This is a genomic window from Pseudomonas sp. DTU_2021_1001937_2_SI_NGA_ILE_001 (assembly GCF_032463525.1).
In the GTDB taxonomy this organism is placed as follows: Bacteria; Pseudomonadota; Gammaproteobacteria; order Pseudomonadales; family Pseudomonadaceae; genus Aquipseudomonas.
Window position 1 is genome coordinate 3,386,032 of sequence record NZ_CP135971.1, and the last position, 15,654, is coordinate 3,401,685.

At 65.4% G+C, this 15,654-nt stretch carries 10 protein-coding genes; 2 read left to right on the forward strand and 8 right to left on the reverse strand.

Annotated elements, in window-relative coordinates; translation table 11 throughout:
* Positions 1-35: 35 nt before the first annotated feature.
* On the reverse strand, positions 36-872 hold the full coding sequence (locus RRX38_RS14500; RefSeq protein ID WP_315959694.1) for a sulfotransferase: 837 nt from the start codon (positions 870-872) through the stop codon (positions 36-38).
* Between the two features lie 414 nt (positions 873-1,286).
* On the opposite strand from RRX38_RS14500, the gene RRX38_RS14505 reads away from it, so the two are divergent.
* Both RRX38_RS14505 and RRX38_RS14510 read left to right on the forward strand, forming a co-directional pair.
* The gene (locus tag RRX38_RS14505; RefSeq protein WP_315959695.1) at positions 1,287-1,886 is read left to right on the forward strand and encodes a phage tail protein; all 600 of its coding nucleotides are present in this window, start codon (positions 1,287-1,289) and stop codon (positions 1,884-1,886) included.
* Between the two features lie 43 nt (positions 1,887-1,929).
* Positions 1,930-2,238 carry a DUF6916 family protein gene (locus RRX38_RS14510; RefSeq protein WP_315959696.1) on the forward strand — a complete coding sequence of 103 codons (309 nt, stop codon included), beginning with the start codon at positions 1,930-1,932 and terminating at the stop codon, positions 2,236-2,238.
* Here the strand turns inward: RRX38_RS14510 and RRX38_RS14515 are convergent, their stop codons facing one another.
* The 7 genes from RRX38_RS14515 to RRX38_RS14545 form a co-directional block, all read right to left on the reverse strand.
* Positions 2,239-2,754 (reverse strand): GNAT family N-acetyltransferase, encoded by a 516-nt coding sequence (locus RRX38_RS14515; protein ID WP_295478699.1) that lies wholly within the window; start codon positions 2,752-2,754, stop codon positions 2,239-2,241. It abuts the gene before it with no gap.
* A 181-nt stretch (positions 2,755-2,935) separates the two neighbouring features.
* Complete coding sequence (locus tag RRX38_RS14520) at positions 2,936-5,032, reverse strand: HlyD family efflux transporter periplasmic adaptor subunit (protein ID WP_315959697.1); 2,097 nt, start codon at positions 5,030-5,032, stop codon at positions 2,936-2,938.
* Positions 5,033-6,352 (reverse strand): efflux RND transporter periplasmic adaptor subunit, encoded by a 1,320-nt coding sequence (locus RRX38_RS14525; protein WP_315959698.1) that lies wholly within the window; start codon positions 6,350-6,352, stop codon positions 5,033-5,035.
* Positions 6,349-7,125, reverse strand: a complete 777-nt coding sequence (locus RRX38_RS14530) for an efflux RND transporter periplasmic adaptor subunit (RefSeq protein WP_315959699.1) — start codon at positions 7,123-7,125, stop codon at positions 6,349-6,351. The genes RRX38_RS14525 and RRX38_RS14530 overlap by 4 nt, the downstream gene beginning before the upstream one ends.
* Before the next feature lie 102 nt (positions 7,126-7,227).
* Complete coding sequence (locus RRX38_RS14535) at positions 7,228-7,704, reverse strand: chemotaxis protein CheW (RefSeq protein ID WP_315959700.1); 477 nt, start codon at positions 7,702-7,704, stop codon at positions 7,228-7,230.
* On the reverse strand, positions 7,697-13,543 hold the full coding sequence (locus RRX38_RS14540; RefSeq protein ID WP_315959701.1) for an Hpt domain-containing protein: 5,847 nt from the start codon (positions 13,541-13,543) through the stop codon (positions 7,697-7,699). Before RRX38_RS14540 ends, RRX38_RS14535 begins: the two co-directional genes overlap by 8 nt.
* 33 nt (positions 13,544-13,576) lie before the next feature.
* The gene (locus RRX38_RS14545; protein ID WP_295478717.1) at positions 13,577-15,619 is read right to left on the reverse strand and encodes a methyl-accepting chemotaxis protein; all 2,043 of its coding nucleotides are present in this window, start codon (positions 15,617-15,619) and stop codon (positions 13,577-13,579) included.
* Positions 15,620-15,654 lie beyond the last annotated feature (35 nt).

A 15,654-nucleotide genomic window follows, 5' to 3' on the forward strand; every position in this document is an offset into this window, starting at 1 on the left:
ATCGAACGTTGTGACGCTGATAATGAAAGCTACGGTCAGTTGCCCGCAGCGTCGGACTTCATGCGAATGACATTGGCCGCGCTGGGCGAGCCGTCATTCCAGAACGACAGGTTGGAGTACTGCTCGAACAGGTCGGGCGGCAGGATGGTTTGCCGGGGCTCGAAGGCCACCCGTGGCTTGACCTTGTGCAGGCCGGAGACCCCCAGCGCATCGTCGAACTGCGGTGCGTCGTAGGACAGGTTGTCGAAGTCGTGCTCGAACCAGGGCTCGCCGATGAACTCGTAGACCAGGCGCAACACTCGCTCGGGCGCCTGGCTCAACAGGTCGTAGTCGATCAGCAGCAGCGAATTGGCATGCTCACCGTAATAGGCCTCTTTCAGCGAAGCCCAAGCAAAGCCGACCAGGCGATTGCGCTGCGCCAGGGTTTCCACGCGGCTGTAGACGGTGTTGCGCTCGGTGTCATCGACGAACAGCTTGGTGTTCTCGAACGGGTTCTTGCGATACACCCGTTCGATGCTGTCCATCACCCAGGCCACGTTGCGCACGCAGGCGATGACCTTGGCTTGCGGGAACATTTCCATCAGGGCAGGCAGGCGCGAGGTCCAGCCGCGGCTGGTGTCGAAGACCACCGCTTTGTCCGCCTTGTCGGCGTAATACGAATCGAAGATGCCCCGCAACAGCCGGCGACGCGCCGAGGTATCGATCATCGAAGAGAATTCGCTGCCAGCACTGCACTGGGCGAGCACCGAAGAAAACAGCGAGGCGACCGGACTGCTCATACCGGCATGAAAGCGCGGGTTCTGCAACAGAATCGCGGAGAGCAGAGTCGAGCCCGCACGTGGCAAACCCGAAATAAAATTGAATTGCGTCATCCTGACCTCTCTGTATCGATGCACTCTCCATGTGTAACGACTATGAGCCTAAACCAAGGAGTGCGATGCGCATAGCTTCATCGACAAAAGTTCCGATACATTGAGTAGGAAAAAAATAAAAACCTCCGCCTACACCTGCGAGCCTCAACAAATACGGCCCTCATAGAGAATCTGAATGATTTTTTTCAGACGAGTGGCATGGCCGATATAGGTAAGCGGTATCTATATCGCCAGCTTAATAGTCGGCACATACAGGAACGTCATCTCGTGGAGCCAATGTTCCAAACGCGACAAATAAATGGGCGGGTGGAAGCAAATCTGCCAACGCTGACTACGCTCTGAGCTGACATTCAGCCATGCCACGCATGCGTGGCTGAGGTCGACCAAGACACTAGATGACAAGGAATAGGATCTATGGAAGTTTTCATCGGGTCGATCATGACATTCGGGTTCAATTACGCGCCCTACGGCTGGTCGTTTTGCAATGGGCAGCTAGTCCCTCTCCAACAGTCCCAGGCGCTGTTTGCGCTTCTGGGCACCCTCTATGGCGGCAATGGAGTGAACAATTTCGCACTGCCTGATCTGCAGGGGCGGATCCCTGTCGGTCAGGGACAAGGCGCCGGTTTGACACCTCGTACGATTGCCCAACATTCGGGTAGCGAATCCGTCACGCTGTTGCAAAACAACCTCCCACCTCATACACACACCATCACCTCCAACCTGGTGGTCAATACACAGATCAGTCTGGCCACCGAGCAGACCAGCGCAGCTGTCGCTCCGACAGCGACCAATAGTTTTGTCGGTGCAGGAAACCCGACAGGGCCTGGCTCAGCCAACATTTTCTCTTCGGCCATCGGCAACAATCCGGTTAACCAGAGTGGCGTTACGAGCGCAGTGACTGGAAGCGTGACAGCGGCGGTCACCGGGACAGGCGCCCCGTTTGGCACCATGAATCCATTCCTGGTACTGAACTTCAGCATTGCACTGCAGGGTATTTACCCAAGCCGTAATTGACGCTCACCGATGTCGAGGCAAACCCCCGCCAGGAGACTCATTGATGCTCGACAAGATTTCAGTGGAATATTTTCAACAATGGCTCGGCACGCCTTGCGCTCTAAAAGCGGACAGCGGCCACGAACTGACCGTGGTGATATCGAGCGTGGATGAGAAACCGCAGGCACGTATGCCAGGCGCACGCATGCCCTTCAGTGTTTCCGTCGACTCCCAGCACCCCACCGACTTTGTCGATGGTCTTTGCCATCTGGAACTCGGTGGAATGAAAGAACTCGGCCAGGTATTCGTTTCACGGGTCCCGCCCCTTGGCCGGGACCCGAACCTGGCCTACTACCACATCAGCTTCAACTGATCAGACCACAATGGCGCGCCGCTGCGGGTACCAGACCAACCGCTCGGCCGCCACATCCCGTTCCTCGACCTGAAACCCCAGCGCCAGGTAATGCTGGCGTGCATGGGGGTTGTTGGCCCATACCACCGTGGAAACCGGGCAGCGCACCTGCTCGGCGGCCTGCTGGACGCCCTGGAGCACCGTGCGGCCATGGCCCTGGCCGCGCGCGGCGGGAATGAACGCCAGGTACAGCACGCGAATCTCGTTCGGGCCGAAATCGGTCACCAAGGCGCCGATACAGGTGCCCAGCTTTTCCACCACATAGTGCATGGCCCCCGGAAAACCATTGCCGATGCCCTGCTCCTGTACATGGTGCTGCTGGTTGATGACCTGCTCGACGAACTCCTGCTCGCCGTCGATCCACTGCAAGTCCGGGCGCGCCGAATGGTAGAGCGTCTGCAAAAATAGCGCGTCGGCCTCCACGGCCGGCCGTACCAGCAGGTCACCGACACTGCCGGAATGCTTGTTGGATTTCATTGGTTCGTCTCCCTGACCTTATGCCAATACAGTTCGATTAAGCGATTTGCGCCTTTGAGGCTCGGTGGGAGCGGCTTTAGCCGCGAAAGCGCCTGGAAGTTCAGTGCATCTGCTGTGAACAGGCGCTCGCTTCGCGGCTGAAGCCGCCTACCCGGCCTGACCGCCCCGTATTGGACCTTATTCAGAATCCGCTCTCACGCACGCCCAGGGCCGCCAGCCGACGCCATGCCGCCAGCAGCACTGACTCGCTCTGCCCCTCGAGCATGACCACCCCGCGCAGGGGCTGTACCGGCGCGGCCACCGACTCGTCGACCTTCAGGCGCACGCCATACTGGGCCTGCACGGGTTCGGCGCGCTGCTGCTCGTCGCGACGCACGGCAATCGGGCCATGATGGTCGGAGGTCAGTGCCTCCTGGTCGAGCCAGGCGGCGCCATTGGCGTCGATCTCAAGCAACTCCACCGGCAACGAGGCGCGCATGGGGTCATCGGCGATGAAGCGCCCCTTGGCGCCTACCTCGACACGCCACAGGGCATCCTCGGCCAGATAGCCACGCAGGCGGGTTCCCGACTCGACGATGCGCGCCAGCGGCACGCCAGGCGCTACCCAGCGGCCGGGTTCCAGGTTGGGCATCAGGTCACGCACCCGGCCGGCCTGGGGCGCGCGGATCGATAAACGCTCGCGCTGCGCCGCCAGGCCGCGGTACTCGGCCACCGCTTCGGCCAGACGCTGCTCCAGCACACCGATATCCGCCACGGTTTCACTGCGCCCGGCCTGACGACGCAGCTGCAACTGCAGAATGTCGATTTCGCGCCGCACGATGATCTGCCGTGAATCGATGTCGGGTGAAGCCAGCTCGACCAGTACCGCACCCTGTTCGACCGCCTGGCCATCCTTGACCAGGATGCGTGCAACCCGCGCCGCCACCGGCGAATGCAGCTCGCTGACACGCCCCGCCTCAAGCATCGCCGGCACCTCGACGCTGCTGCGCCAGGGCACCACCAGCACCGCCAGCAAGCCTGCCAGCACCAGCGCTACCAACAGCACCCGTGGGGTATGGGCCTGCTCACGATGCGCCCACCAGTGACGCATTTCCTTGTAGATCGGCATGAAAATGAAGAACCCCAGCTCCACCAGCATCAGGAAGATGCCCAGCAGTTTGAAGAACAGGTGATAGACCGCCAGGGCGATGCCGAAGAACAGCACCGCGCGCCACAGCCAGGACAGGTAGCCCCAGGCCAACAGCCGCCAGCGCATCTTCGCAGGCCAAGGCTCCGGTGCCGGCACGCCATAGCCGAACAGCTTTTCCCGCAGATGCCAGCGACACAGGGCGAAGGCCCGCGCCTGCAGGTTATCCACTTCCCACAGGTCACTGACCAGGAAGTAACCATCGAAGCGCATGAACGGGTTGAGGTTGACCACCACGGTCGTGATCCAGGTTGCACTGGCGAGCATGAAGGCCGCCGTACGCGCCGGGCCGTCGGGCAACAGCGACCAGGCCAGCAGTGCGATGCAGGCCAGGAGCATTTCGGCCAGTACCCCGCCGGCGCCGATCAGCAGCCGCGCACGCCGGTCATTGACCCGCCAGGCATCGCTGACATCGGTGTAGAACAACGGAAACAGGACCATGAACGCCAGGCCCATGCTCTGCACCCGGCAGCCGGCGCGTTTAGCCATGAAGGCATGGCCGAATTCGTGACAGAGCTTGGCGAACACCAGCGCCACACCGAAAGACAGGGCACCGCCCAGGCTGAACAGGTGGGGAAAGGTGCCGGTGAAACGCTGCCAGTCCCGGGCCACGAGAAACACCCCGAGCATCAGCGTCAACGGCAGGCCATAGCGCAGCAGGAAAGGTCCGAAGCGCAGCAGCCAGGGCCAGACCCGGTTGAGGAAGGGATCCGGGCGCCATAACGGAATACGGAAGAACAGGTACTGATGCAGCACGGTTTTCCACAGGCTCTGGCGCATCATCGCCGCCTTGAAGCCGTAGCTGCTGCGCTGCTGCGGGTCGCTGGGGCTCACCAGGTCATGGGTGCGCAGAAAGCTCAGCATCTGCTCAAGTTCGGCCGAGCCCAACTTGAGGCCTGGCTCGCGATTGGCGGCCAGGAGTATCTGTGCCGGATCACCCAGCGCCCAGTGACGCAGCAGTCGAATGGCCTGTGCGCCCAGCTTGAAATAGCGGCCGCGCAGCGGATCGGCCAGGGTCCAGCGTGGCGAGCCGTCCAGCGCCGGGCTGGACGGCGACAGCTGCAGGTCTTCGCGCAGGCCTGGCAGGTTCATCTACAGGCCTATGCTCTGGCGCAACCCGGCCAGCGGACGGCGCAGCAGGTAGAGGGCCAGCGGCGCGCGGTCACCATAGACCTTGGCAGTACCGCGCAAGCCAATGCGCGGTGGCGTGTCGAGGAATGCGGCGTCCAGCCGATAGGCCAGCTGACCGCCTGGGGTCGGCTGCGCCTCGTAGGCGGCACGTTGCAGGCGCGCCTCATGCCGGTGCAAGGGATCGCTGTCGAGAAACAGCGCCACTTCGGCATCCGGGGCCAGTTCGATGGCGTCGCCCACCGCCAGCTCGATACGCAGTTCGGCCTGGATCGGGTTGGCGATTTCCATGAGGCGTTCGCCGGTCTGCACGGGTTTGCCGGTCCAGCGCTGGGCGTCGGCGAACACGGCGATGCCATCGCGCTCGGCACGCACTTCGCTGCGCTTGAGCAGCTCGCTGGCATAGTCGCGTTCGGCGCGCTTCTGCTCCACGCGAGCCGCCAGCAGGTCGACCCGCGAGCTGGACTCGGCGTCGGCAAAGGCGCGCTGGGCACTGCCGCGTAACTCGGCCTCGGCCACGCCCAAGGCACGTTCGGCCACGTCGGCCGATGCCTTGAGCGTCGTATTGTCGAAACGCACTAGCAGGTCGCCGGTCTTTACCGGCTGGTTGGGCTTGACCAGGAATTCGGCAATTACACCATCCAGTGGCGCAGTCACCACCCGGCCGTTGAGCGGCACCACTTCTGCCGGAGCCAGTACCGACTGACGCACCGGTATCCATAGGGCCAGGAACAGTAAAGCCACCACGGCGAACCGGCGCTTGCGGTTGAAGCGCATACGCCAGGGTTTGCGCGGCTGCAGCGCCAGCCAGGCGTGCGCATAGGTATCGCCCAACTGAGTCAGCAGCAGCTTTTCCGAAGCGGTCCAGGCACGGTCGCGGGCGATCCACAGGCCACCGAATACGACACCGCCACGGTCACGCAGCGGCAGCCAGAAGACGTGCGGCGCACACAGCTCATTCCAGTCGCTGCGCACCTGTTGATCGAAGGCATCGATGCTCACCGAATCAGGCTGGTTCAGCCTTTCCAGCTTTGCCTGCTGGACGACCGCCTGCTCGACGAAGGCCACGAACGGCGCATTGGGCTCGACCATGCTGACGCCGGTTATCGCTTTGACCTTGCCGGCGATGACCAGGGCTGCATGGCGAAAACCGAAAAGCGCCTGGCCGTCATTGACCAGGCTGTAGGCCAATTGCTCGATGCTGCCGGCCGCGCGAGTGACCCGCTCAAGCTCGAGAAACTGTGCAAATACCCGTTCTACGGCGCCGGGCGCCGGGGCGTTCATTGGCGCTCCGCGAAACTGGCCGTGCCGCTCATGCCCGCCAGCAAGCCGTCGGATTTAGGCAGGCTGGCGACCAACAGCAGGGTCTGGCTGCCCTCATCGATGCGCGCGCCCAGGCGCTTGACCGTGGCGGTCAACGCTTTGCCGGTTTCATCGGGAACGAAGGTGAAGGTCTGGCCCGGCTTGATACGCGCCATCCAGCGCGAGGGCACCAGCACGTGGATTTCCAGGGTGCGATTGTCGACGATCTCCAACATCGGCGTACCGGCCGATACGCTTTCGTAGCGCTGCACCTTGCGCGCGACAACCTGACCGTCATAAGGCGCCACCACGCTGCAGCGCTTGACCTGCACCTGGTAGACATTGGCCTGGGCCTGGGCTTCGGCCAGCCGGGCCTCGGCACGGGCGACCTCGAAGCGGCCCACCGAATTCAGCGATGCCAGTTGCCTGTTGTGCGCCAGCTCTTCGTTCGCGCCACGTGTGGCAGCCTGCGCGGCTACCAGCTGCGCCTGAAAGGCCGAGCAGTCAAAACGCGCCAGCAGGTCCCCTTTGCTGAAGGACTCGCCTTCGCGTACGGGCAGCTCGGTAATGCGCCCCGACAGCTCGCTGGCCAACACCGCCTGGTCTTGAGCCCGCAGCACACCGCGTGCTTCGCTGGCGGCTGCCGACTGGGCCACCGGTTTGTCGAGCAGAGGGTCGTTATCGGTCGACGTCTGCGCCTGCACCCAAGGGGTCAGGCAAAACAATCCAAAAGCGATTCCTTGCATACAACGCATAACGCAGACTCCATGTCGGACGCGGCCAGTCTACGACAGCCATGTCAGCCGTCAAGCGAGTTGCCAGTATCCCGACGGGCAGCGCTGAACGACCTCCGGCACTCAGATCAGTGGCGTACTGGCCTCCACCAACCAACGTTCCAGACCTTCCAGGTCGGGGATCCGCGCCTGGGTTTCGCCCACCTGCACGGCGGCCAGTTCCAGGTCGGCCAACGGCACGTCGACATAGCTGAGCTGGCCGTCGACCTTGTGCGAACGCGGGATACCCTGGATCAACAGCGCCAGGTAGCGCAGCTCCGGGCGCCCGCCCAAGGCGTTGAGCACGACGATGCGCGCGCGCCCGCCGACCTTGGTGCGTCCGCCACAGGCGGCCTCGAAACTGAGCAGTGGCAGCTCCAGGTCGCGCCAGTGGATGGTGCCCAGGAACCAGGCCGGGGCCTGCGGATCGGCCTGGCAGTCCTGATAGTCGATCAGTTCCGCCACCGCCACGTTGGGCAGCAGCAGAAAGCGGTCGCTCAGCGGCAGCAGCAGGGTGGTGAGGCTGGCGCGGCGGCTGGATTCATAGGCGAGGTCAGGCATGGTAGGCACTCCAGCGGGCGATGCTTTCCAGCAGCACCGACTCCTGGTACGGCTTGCTGAGGTATTCGTTGACCCCAAGGGCCATGGCCCGGTCGCGGTGCTTCTGCCCCGAGCGCGAGGTGATCATGATGATCGGCAGGTGCCGCAGGCGGTCATGCTGGCGGATCTGGCTGGCCACGTCGAAGCCGTCCATGCGCGGCATCTCGATGTCCAGCAGCAGCACGTCGGGGGTGTACTCCTCCAAAAGCGCCATGGCATCGACCCCATCCTTGGCGGTGGCCACGCGCATGCCGTGGCGTTCCAGCAGGCGGCTGGTGACCTTGCGCACGGTCACCGAGTCATCCACCACCATCACCCGCAGCGCTCGTCGCCCGGCATGCCCGATGGCGGGCACCTGGGCACCCGGCTCGTGGATCGCCAGGCGCGCGTGCTGGGTGCGCAGCCAGGCCAGCAGGTCGAGAATCAGCACGACCCGGCCATCGCCGAGAATGGTCGCGCCGCTGACCCCCTGCACCCTGGCGAACTGCGGGCCGAGCTTCTTGACCACGATTTCCCGGGTGCCGGCCAGAGCATCGACCTGCACGGCGACCCACTGGTCCTGCTGGTGAACCAGCAGCACCGGCAGCGGCTGCATCTGGTCGTGCAGGCTGGGGCGGCTCATGCCCAGCAGCTCGCCGAGGTAACGCAGCTCGTAGGTACGGCCGCCGTAGCGATAACGCGGCGCGGCGTCCTGATAACGCTCCAGCAGTTCGCCGGGCATCACCCGCACCAGGCCCTGCACCGTGTTGAGCGGCAAGGCGAACTGCTCGTCGCCACACTGCACCATCAGCGCCCGGTTGACCGACACCGAGAACGGCAGGCGAATGCGAAAATGCGTGCCCTGCCCCGGCAACGAGTCGATGCTCATCGAGCCGCCCAGCTGCTTGACCTCGGCATGCACCACGTCCATGCCCACGCCACGCCCGGAGATCTGGGTGATGACCTCGGCGGTGGAAAAACCTGCTTCGAGGATGAACGGCAGCACTTCGTGATCGGCGAGCACCGCATCTTCCTGGATCAGCCCGCGCTTGATCGCCTTGCGGCGCACCGCCGCCATATCGACACCGGGACCGTCGTCGCTCAGCTCGATGACGATATCGCCGCCCTCGTGGCGCAGATCGAGGCGAATGTGGCCCTGCTCGGGCTTGCCGGCGGCAATGCGCCGTTCGGTGCTTTCCAGGCCGTGGTCGACGGCATTGCGCAGCATGTGCTCCAACGGCGCAACCATGCGCTCCAGCACGCTGCGGTCCATCTCGCCTTCGGCGTTGCCGACATCGAACTGCACCAGCTTGTTGAGTTCACCGGCCACCTGGCGCACCACGCGGCGCAGACGCGGCACCAGACGCTCGAAGGGCACCATGCGGGTGCGCATCAGGCCTTCCTGCAGTTCGGTGTTGACCCTGGCCTGCTTGCCCAGCAGGGTCTCGGCGTAACGGTTGTGGCGGTCGAGGGTTTCCTTGAGGTCGACCAGGTCGGAAGCCGACTCGCTCAAGGCCCGCGACAGTTGTTGCAGTTGCGAGTGGCGGTCCATCTCCAGTGGGTCGAAGTCTTCATAGCCGCGCCGCTCGCCATGGCTCTGCTCACGGCTGAGGATGCGCCCCTGGGTTTCGGTTTCCAGACGCCGCAACTGGTCGCGCATGCGTTCGAGGGTGGTTTCCATCTCTACCAGGGTGCCCTGGGTGTCGAGGATCTGCTGCTCGATACGGCCCCGGAAAATCGAGGTTTCACCGGCCAGGTTGACCAGTTGTTCGAGGTCCTCGGCCGCGACCTTGACCATTTCCGGGCCGGCGCGCTCGGCCTCGGCGTCATGCGCCGGCAGCGGCGGCGCCGGTACGGCGACCGGCGGTTCCAACGTGTCGAGCTGGCGGATGCTGTCGATCAGCCGCGTGGGGTCGGGCAGCGGCCGCTCTTCACGCTCGGCATCGAGCATGTCGGCAAGCAGGTCATGGCCGCGTTGCAGCAGGCTCAGCAACAGTGGCGCAGCCTGGCGCGTGCCGGCGAACAGCGCCTCGTAGAGCGACTCGACTTCATGGGCCAGGTCGCTGATGGGTTTGATCTCGACCATCCGCGCACCGCCCTTGAGGGTATGCAGGTCGCGCAGCAGGTTTTCCACCTCCTGCAGGTTGTGCGGGTCGACCTGCCAGCGCGCCAGCGCCGCACCAGCGCTGTCGAGAATGTCGGCGGCTTCCTGGAGAAAGATGTCACGCAGCTCGGGGTCACGCTCCGGGCCGCTCGGCGCGGCCTTCGCCTCCGGCACGGCGTCCGCGCCAGGCACACGCACCTTGCGCAGCGCCTCGATGGCGGTGATCAGCGCCAGGGGCGCGGTCAGCGGCTGGCCGTGGCGCAGTTGTTCGAGCATCAGAGCGAGTTGATCGTGGCTCTTGATCAGCAGGTCGGCCAGCTCTGCCGAGTAGCCGTAGCGACGCTCGGTGAGCCCGGCATACAGCGCTTCGAGTTCATGGCCCAGGTCACTCATGGCGGTGACCCCGGCCATGCGTGCGCCGCCCTTCAGGGTGTGCAGGTCGCGCTGCAACGACGGCAGGGGCTGCGGGTTGTCAGGGGCGGTCAGCCAGCGTTGCAGTGCCTGCCCTGCACTGTCGAGGATATCCGTTGCCTCTTCGAGGAAGATGGCCACGATTTCATCGTCGGGCGCGCTTTCATCGGCCAGCTGGCCGGTCGCAGCGCCCAGCTCGGTGACCCGGCTGCCGTCGCGGGCCACCAGCCCGGTGGCGGTCGGGTCCAGGGCCTGGTCCAGCAGGCCATGCAAGGCCGCCACGCAGTCCGGGCGCGGTTGCACGTCCTGCCCGGCCGCCAACTGGTCGAACATGTCGATCAGTGCTTCGTGGGCCTGCTCGGCCGCGTCGAAGAAGCGTTCGCTGGCTGCCAGGCTGCTTTCCTCGACCGCGCCATAGAGGTCCAGCAGGGCCTCGCACAGCTCGTCGATCTGCGGCAGGTCAGCCAGGTGTGCGGCGTGGCCGAGACTGGTCAGTTCGTCGAGCAGCGCCGTGAGTTCCTGGCGGTCGCCAGGATGCTCACGCCAGCGCTGCAACAGCCCTTCGGCGTCCAGGACGATATCCATGCCCTGCTGCAGGAAGGTCTGGATCAGCTTGGGGTTCGCCTGCACTGGCGCGTCGCTGGCGTCCTGCAGAGCAGCGGCCAGGCGCTGGGAAAGCAGCGCTTGCGCGGCCTCGATCACCTCGGCCGCACCTTCGATAGGCGCCAGCGGCTGGCTGTCGAGCTGCTCCAGGCCCCGGTGGAACAACGGCTCGGCACTGCGCAGCAGGTTCAATTCAGGAGTTTCAATGGCGATCAGGTGGGCCTTGCACTCGCGCACCAGTTCATCCAGCGCCTTGGCCAGTTCGGCGATCGGCAGCACGCCGGCCATGTAGGCACTGCCTTTGAGGGTGTGCAGCGCACGGTGCAGGTCGTCACCGGCCAGCGCCTGCCCACGGGTGGCGCGGTCCAGGAAGCGGTCGAGCACCTGCAGATGCCCCAACGCCTCCTGACGGAAGATTTCCAGCAGCAGTGGGTCGATGCGCTCGTCGCTCGCTGGTGGGTTGCCGCTGGCCAGCGCCTGGGCCTGGGCGGCCAGGCGGTCGGCCTCGGAATGCGGTGCCTGCCGGCCGCTGGCGAAGTCGTGGATCAGCTCGGGCAGCAGCGCCTGGACTTCGCCCAGCAGCTGGCGCACTGGCTGGGCGGGCTCGCGCTGGCCTTCAAGAATACGGTTGAGCAGGTTTTCCACCGCCCAGGCCAGTTCGCCGATGACCAGCGCGCGCACCATGCGCCCGCTGCCCTTGAGGGTATGGAAAGCGCGGCGCACCTCAGTCAATGGCTGCTGGGCATTGGCTCCCGGCGTGGCCAGGGCGATCAGCCAGCGCGGTACATGCTCGCGCAGCGCGGCCAGCACCTCTTCGGCCTCCTCGACGAACACCTCGCGCAGCTCGGCGTCCACCGGCGCCTCGTCGTCCGGTGGCGGCAACAGGCGCAGCGGCATGTCGCGGCCTGGCGGGTTGACCGCCGCCACCGGCCGGGCCAGGGCCTGCACGATATCCTGGCCATCGGCATCATGGCGCGCCGGTCGGGCGTCGGCCTCTGGTGGCGGCAGGCCCACCAGCTCCTGCGCCGGCGCGCAGCCCAGGCGCGCCAGGCTGTCGTGGGCCATGTCGAGGTAACGGTCGCCGGGCGCTTCGTGGTCTTCGCCCATGCGCGCCAGGTAGAAGTCGATGGCGCACAGCGCCTCGGCCCAGGCTTGCAGGGCCTCCGGCCCCGGATGCTCGGCGGCGTCCAGCAGGTGCTCGCGCACATAGAAAGCGCAGGTGGCCAGCAGCGCGGCGGCGCGCACCAAGGGAATCATCGCCAGCGCGCCGCGGACCTGAACCAGGTGTTCATAGAGCCCCTGCAGCGGCTCACGGGACCAGCCCTGCTCGGTGCAGGCGGTCATGTCCTCCATCACCTGCTGCAGAACCAGGCGCGCCTCGCGGATCACCAGCTGGTGAATACGCGTGAGGTCGGTGGTGGGCAGGTGGCTTTCCTCACGGCGGCTGTCGCCGATCACCCCGATCATGCCCGCCAGGGTCGACTCGACGTACAGCAAGGCGCCGGCCACATCCATCAACACCGCATCGGCAGGCTCGCGCTGGCCCTGGGCGATCCCCTGAACCATCGCCACCTGGTCGATGATGACCTTGCGCGGCTGGCCGAAGCCCAGCACCGCCAGGGTATCGGCGATCTGGCGCAGCGCCGGCAGCAGCGCGCTCAGTTCGCTGACCCGCTGGCGGTCGCCACGCACGAAGACGTCGAGGCGCTCCTTGGCGCGAACCAGGCCTTCGCAAACCGCCAGGATCACCGTGCGCATGGCATCGCGGTCCGGTGCGGTCATGCCGCCGGAGGCCTGCACCGAGACATGTCCGTCGGGCAGCGCTTCGCCCAGCGCATAGCGTTCCTGCAAGGCCAGGATGCCCGGTGCCTGGCTGTCGGATTTGGCGATGTAGAACAGCAGGCTCTTGAGCAGCTCGTCTGGCGCTGGCTGGTTGATGCCCTGCACGCCCTGCCCGGCCAGGCGTGCCAGCTCGCGCTCGACCTCCTGCAGCAGGCTGCGCAGTGCCGGGCTGTTGGTGAAGCTGCCCGCCGCCATGGCCTCTACCAGCGCCGCAACGATCTGCCACAGGGCCTCCAGCGGCGCGCCGGCGCACAGCTGCTGTAACTGCTCGAACACCTCGCTCATGTTCTGCAGGTGGGTCTGCACGTCCTGCTCGCGCAGCAGCCCGGCGTGGGCTTGCTGCAGGCACTGCCGCCAGGCGTCCAGCCGCTGCGCCCAGTCCGCCAGGTCGCGTTCGGCCAGGGCCTGCTCGTCGAGCGGCGGCGTGTCGTCCAGGCGTGGTGCGAACAGGCTGGTTTCCGAAAGCAGCCCCTCGCCACGCGCGCTGCGCAGGTCGTTGAGCAAGGGCAGGATCATCAGCGGCAGGTCGCGCCGCGCGGCGTGGACGCGCTCCAGGTAATCGGGCAACTGGCCCATGGCCTGGTCGAGCAGCAGCATGGCTTCGTCGGGGTGGCCGACGCGGTGCTCGCGCAGGGCGATCACCAGCTGTTCGATTTCCTCGGCCAGCAGCGCGGCGCCATAGAACTCGATCATCTGCAGGCTGCCATGCACCTGGTGCACGGCGTGCAGACACTGCTCCAGCGCGGTAGCGTCGTGGCCCGCCGCCGTGAAGGCATCCAGGCACTGACGGGCCTGGCGCAGGTTGTCGGCAATCTCGCCGCGCAGCCACTGCAGGGCGACGTAATCGTGATGATCAGGCATGGCGCTGCCGGCTCTTGCGGTGCGGGGCGCCCATCATCGCGCATCCCGTGAGGCTGGCAGGGTGAAGCCGGACACCGAGCGACGCATGGCACTGGCGAGTTTCGCCAGGTTGCCGATGCTCTCGGCGGTGGCCTTGGTGCCGGAAGTGGTCTGCGAAGTGATCTGCTGGATCACCGTCATGGTCTGGGCGATCTGCCCGGCCGACACCGCCTGCTGCTGGGCGGCGTCGGTGATGCTCTCGATGAGTTCGGCGAGCACCCGTGAAACGCCTTCGATCTCTTCCAGGGCCACCCCGGCATCCTGGGCCAGGCGCGCCCCGCGCACCACCTCGCTGGTGGTCTGCTCCATGGAGATCACCGCCTCGTTGGTGTCATTCTGGATGGCCCGCACCAGGGTCTCGATCTGCTTGGTCGCCGACGACGAACGCTCGGCCAGGCGTTGCACCTCGTCGGCCACCACGGCGAAGCCACGCCCGGCGTCGCCGGCCATGGATGCCTGGATCGCCGCGTTGAGAGCGAGGATGTTGGTCTGGTCCGAGATGTCGTCGATCAGGCTGACGATGTCGCCGATTTCCTGGGACGACTCGCCCAGGCGCTTGATGCGCTTGGAGGTGTCCTGGATCTGCTCGCGAATGTTGTCCATGCCGTGGATGGTGTTGTGCACCACCTCGTTGCCCTTGTTGGCGATGGCCACCGAACGCGCCGCCACAGTGGAAGACTCCGAGGCGTTGCTGGACACCTGGTCGATGGACTGCGCCATGTCGGTGATTGCCGTCGAGGCCGCGCTGATCTGCAGTGCCTGGTGTTCCGAAGCGCCGGCCAGCTGCATCGCGGTGGCCTGGGTGTCCTGCACGGCGGCGGCCACCTGTTCGGCGGTGAAGTTGATGGTGGCGACCAGTTCGCGCAGTTGGTCGATGGAAAAGTTGATCGAGTCGGCAATCGCGCCGGTGAAGTCCTCGGTGACCGACGCGGCCACGGTCAGGTCGCCGTCGGCCAGGTCTTCGATTTCATCCAGCAGGCGCATGATCGCCGCCTGGTTGCGCTCGCTCTTCTGCGCGGTTTCGTGCAGTTGCCGGTTGGTCTCGCGGACCATCACCAGGCCGATGAGAATCACCGACATCAGCGCCAGCAGGCCCAGCAGGTAACCGCCTACCGAGTTGAGGCTGCGCTGGCTGGCCAGGTGTTCAAGGCTGCCGGCCAGCGCCGAGGCCTGGTCGAGCAGGGTCTGGGAGGTGGTGAAAATCTTGCCGGCGGCCTCGCGGACCTGGAACAGCTCCGGCGAGGTTTCCAGAATCTCGTCCACCGAGCCGGAAACGAACTGGAACAGCTCGGCGATTTCCGTGAGCCGCGCACGGGCATCGCGGTCCTGGACCTGGCTGATATTGATACCCGGGTTGCCTTCGAGCATGCCGTTGAGCACCCGGCCGAACTGGCTGGCGTCGCGACCGAAGGCATCGGCGGCCTGCACGGCGGTGTCATCGCCGGCCAGCACGGTGTTCACCGCACCGAGAATCCGCTCGGCGAGCAGGGCCTGACGCTGGGCGAGCACCACCTGGCTGGCCGGGGCATGGCTCTGCAGGAGGATTTCGACGACTTTCTCGTATTGGGTCTGCAACTGCGGGATGGTTTCGGCCAGGGTGGCGGCCACCTGATGCAGCGACAGCACGGTCTGCTCGTTGGCAAGGATCACGTCGGTGCTCTTGCGCAGCGCTTCCCAGTCGTTCTGCACCGCACGCAACTCGTCGCGCACCGCCGAGGGTGCAGCCGGCAGGCCGGTGCTGCGGTCACCGTTGCGCAGGTAACCCCAGCGCCGGTCGAAGTCGTTGCGTGCATCGGCCAGCAGCTTGAACGCCTGGGCCTTGCCGCCGGCCGCCTCGGTGGCATTCTTGGCGATGCGCTGGGACAGCACGCGCAGCTCGCCGGCATGGCCGATGTACTGCTTGTCGTAGTTCGACTGGGTGTTGAGGTACGCGAAATTGGCGAACAGCAGGATGATCAGCACGATCAACGCGATGAACAGCACCACGATCTGCCGCCTGCTGCGCAGTCCCTCCTGGGACTTGCCTGTATTGGTCATCGATCAGGCCCCCGCCCGGCCAGCTGCCACTCGTT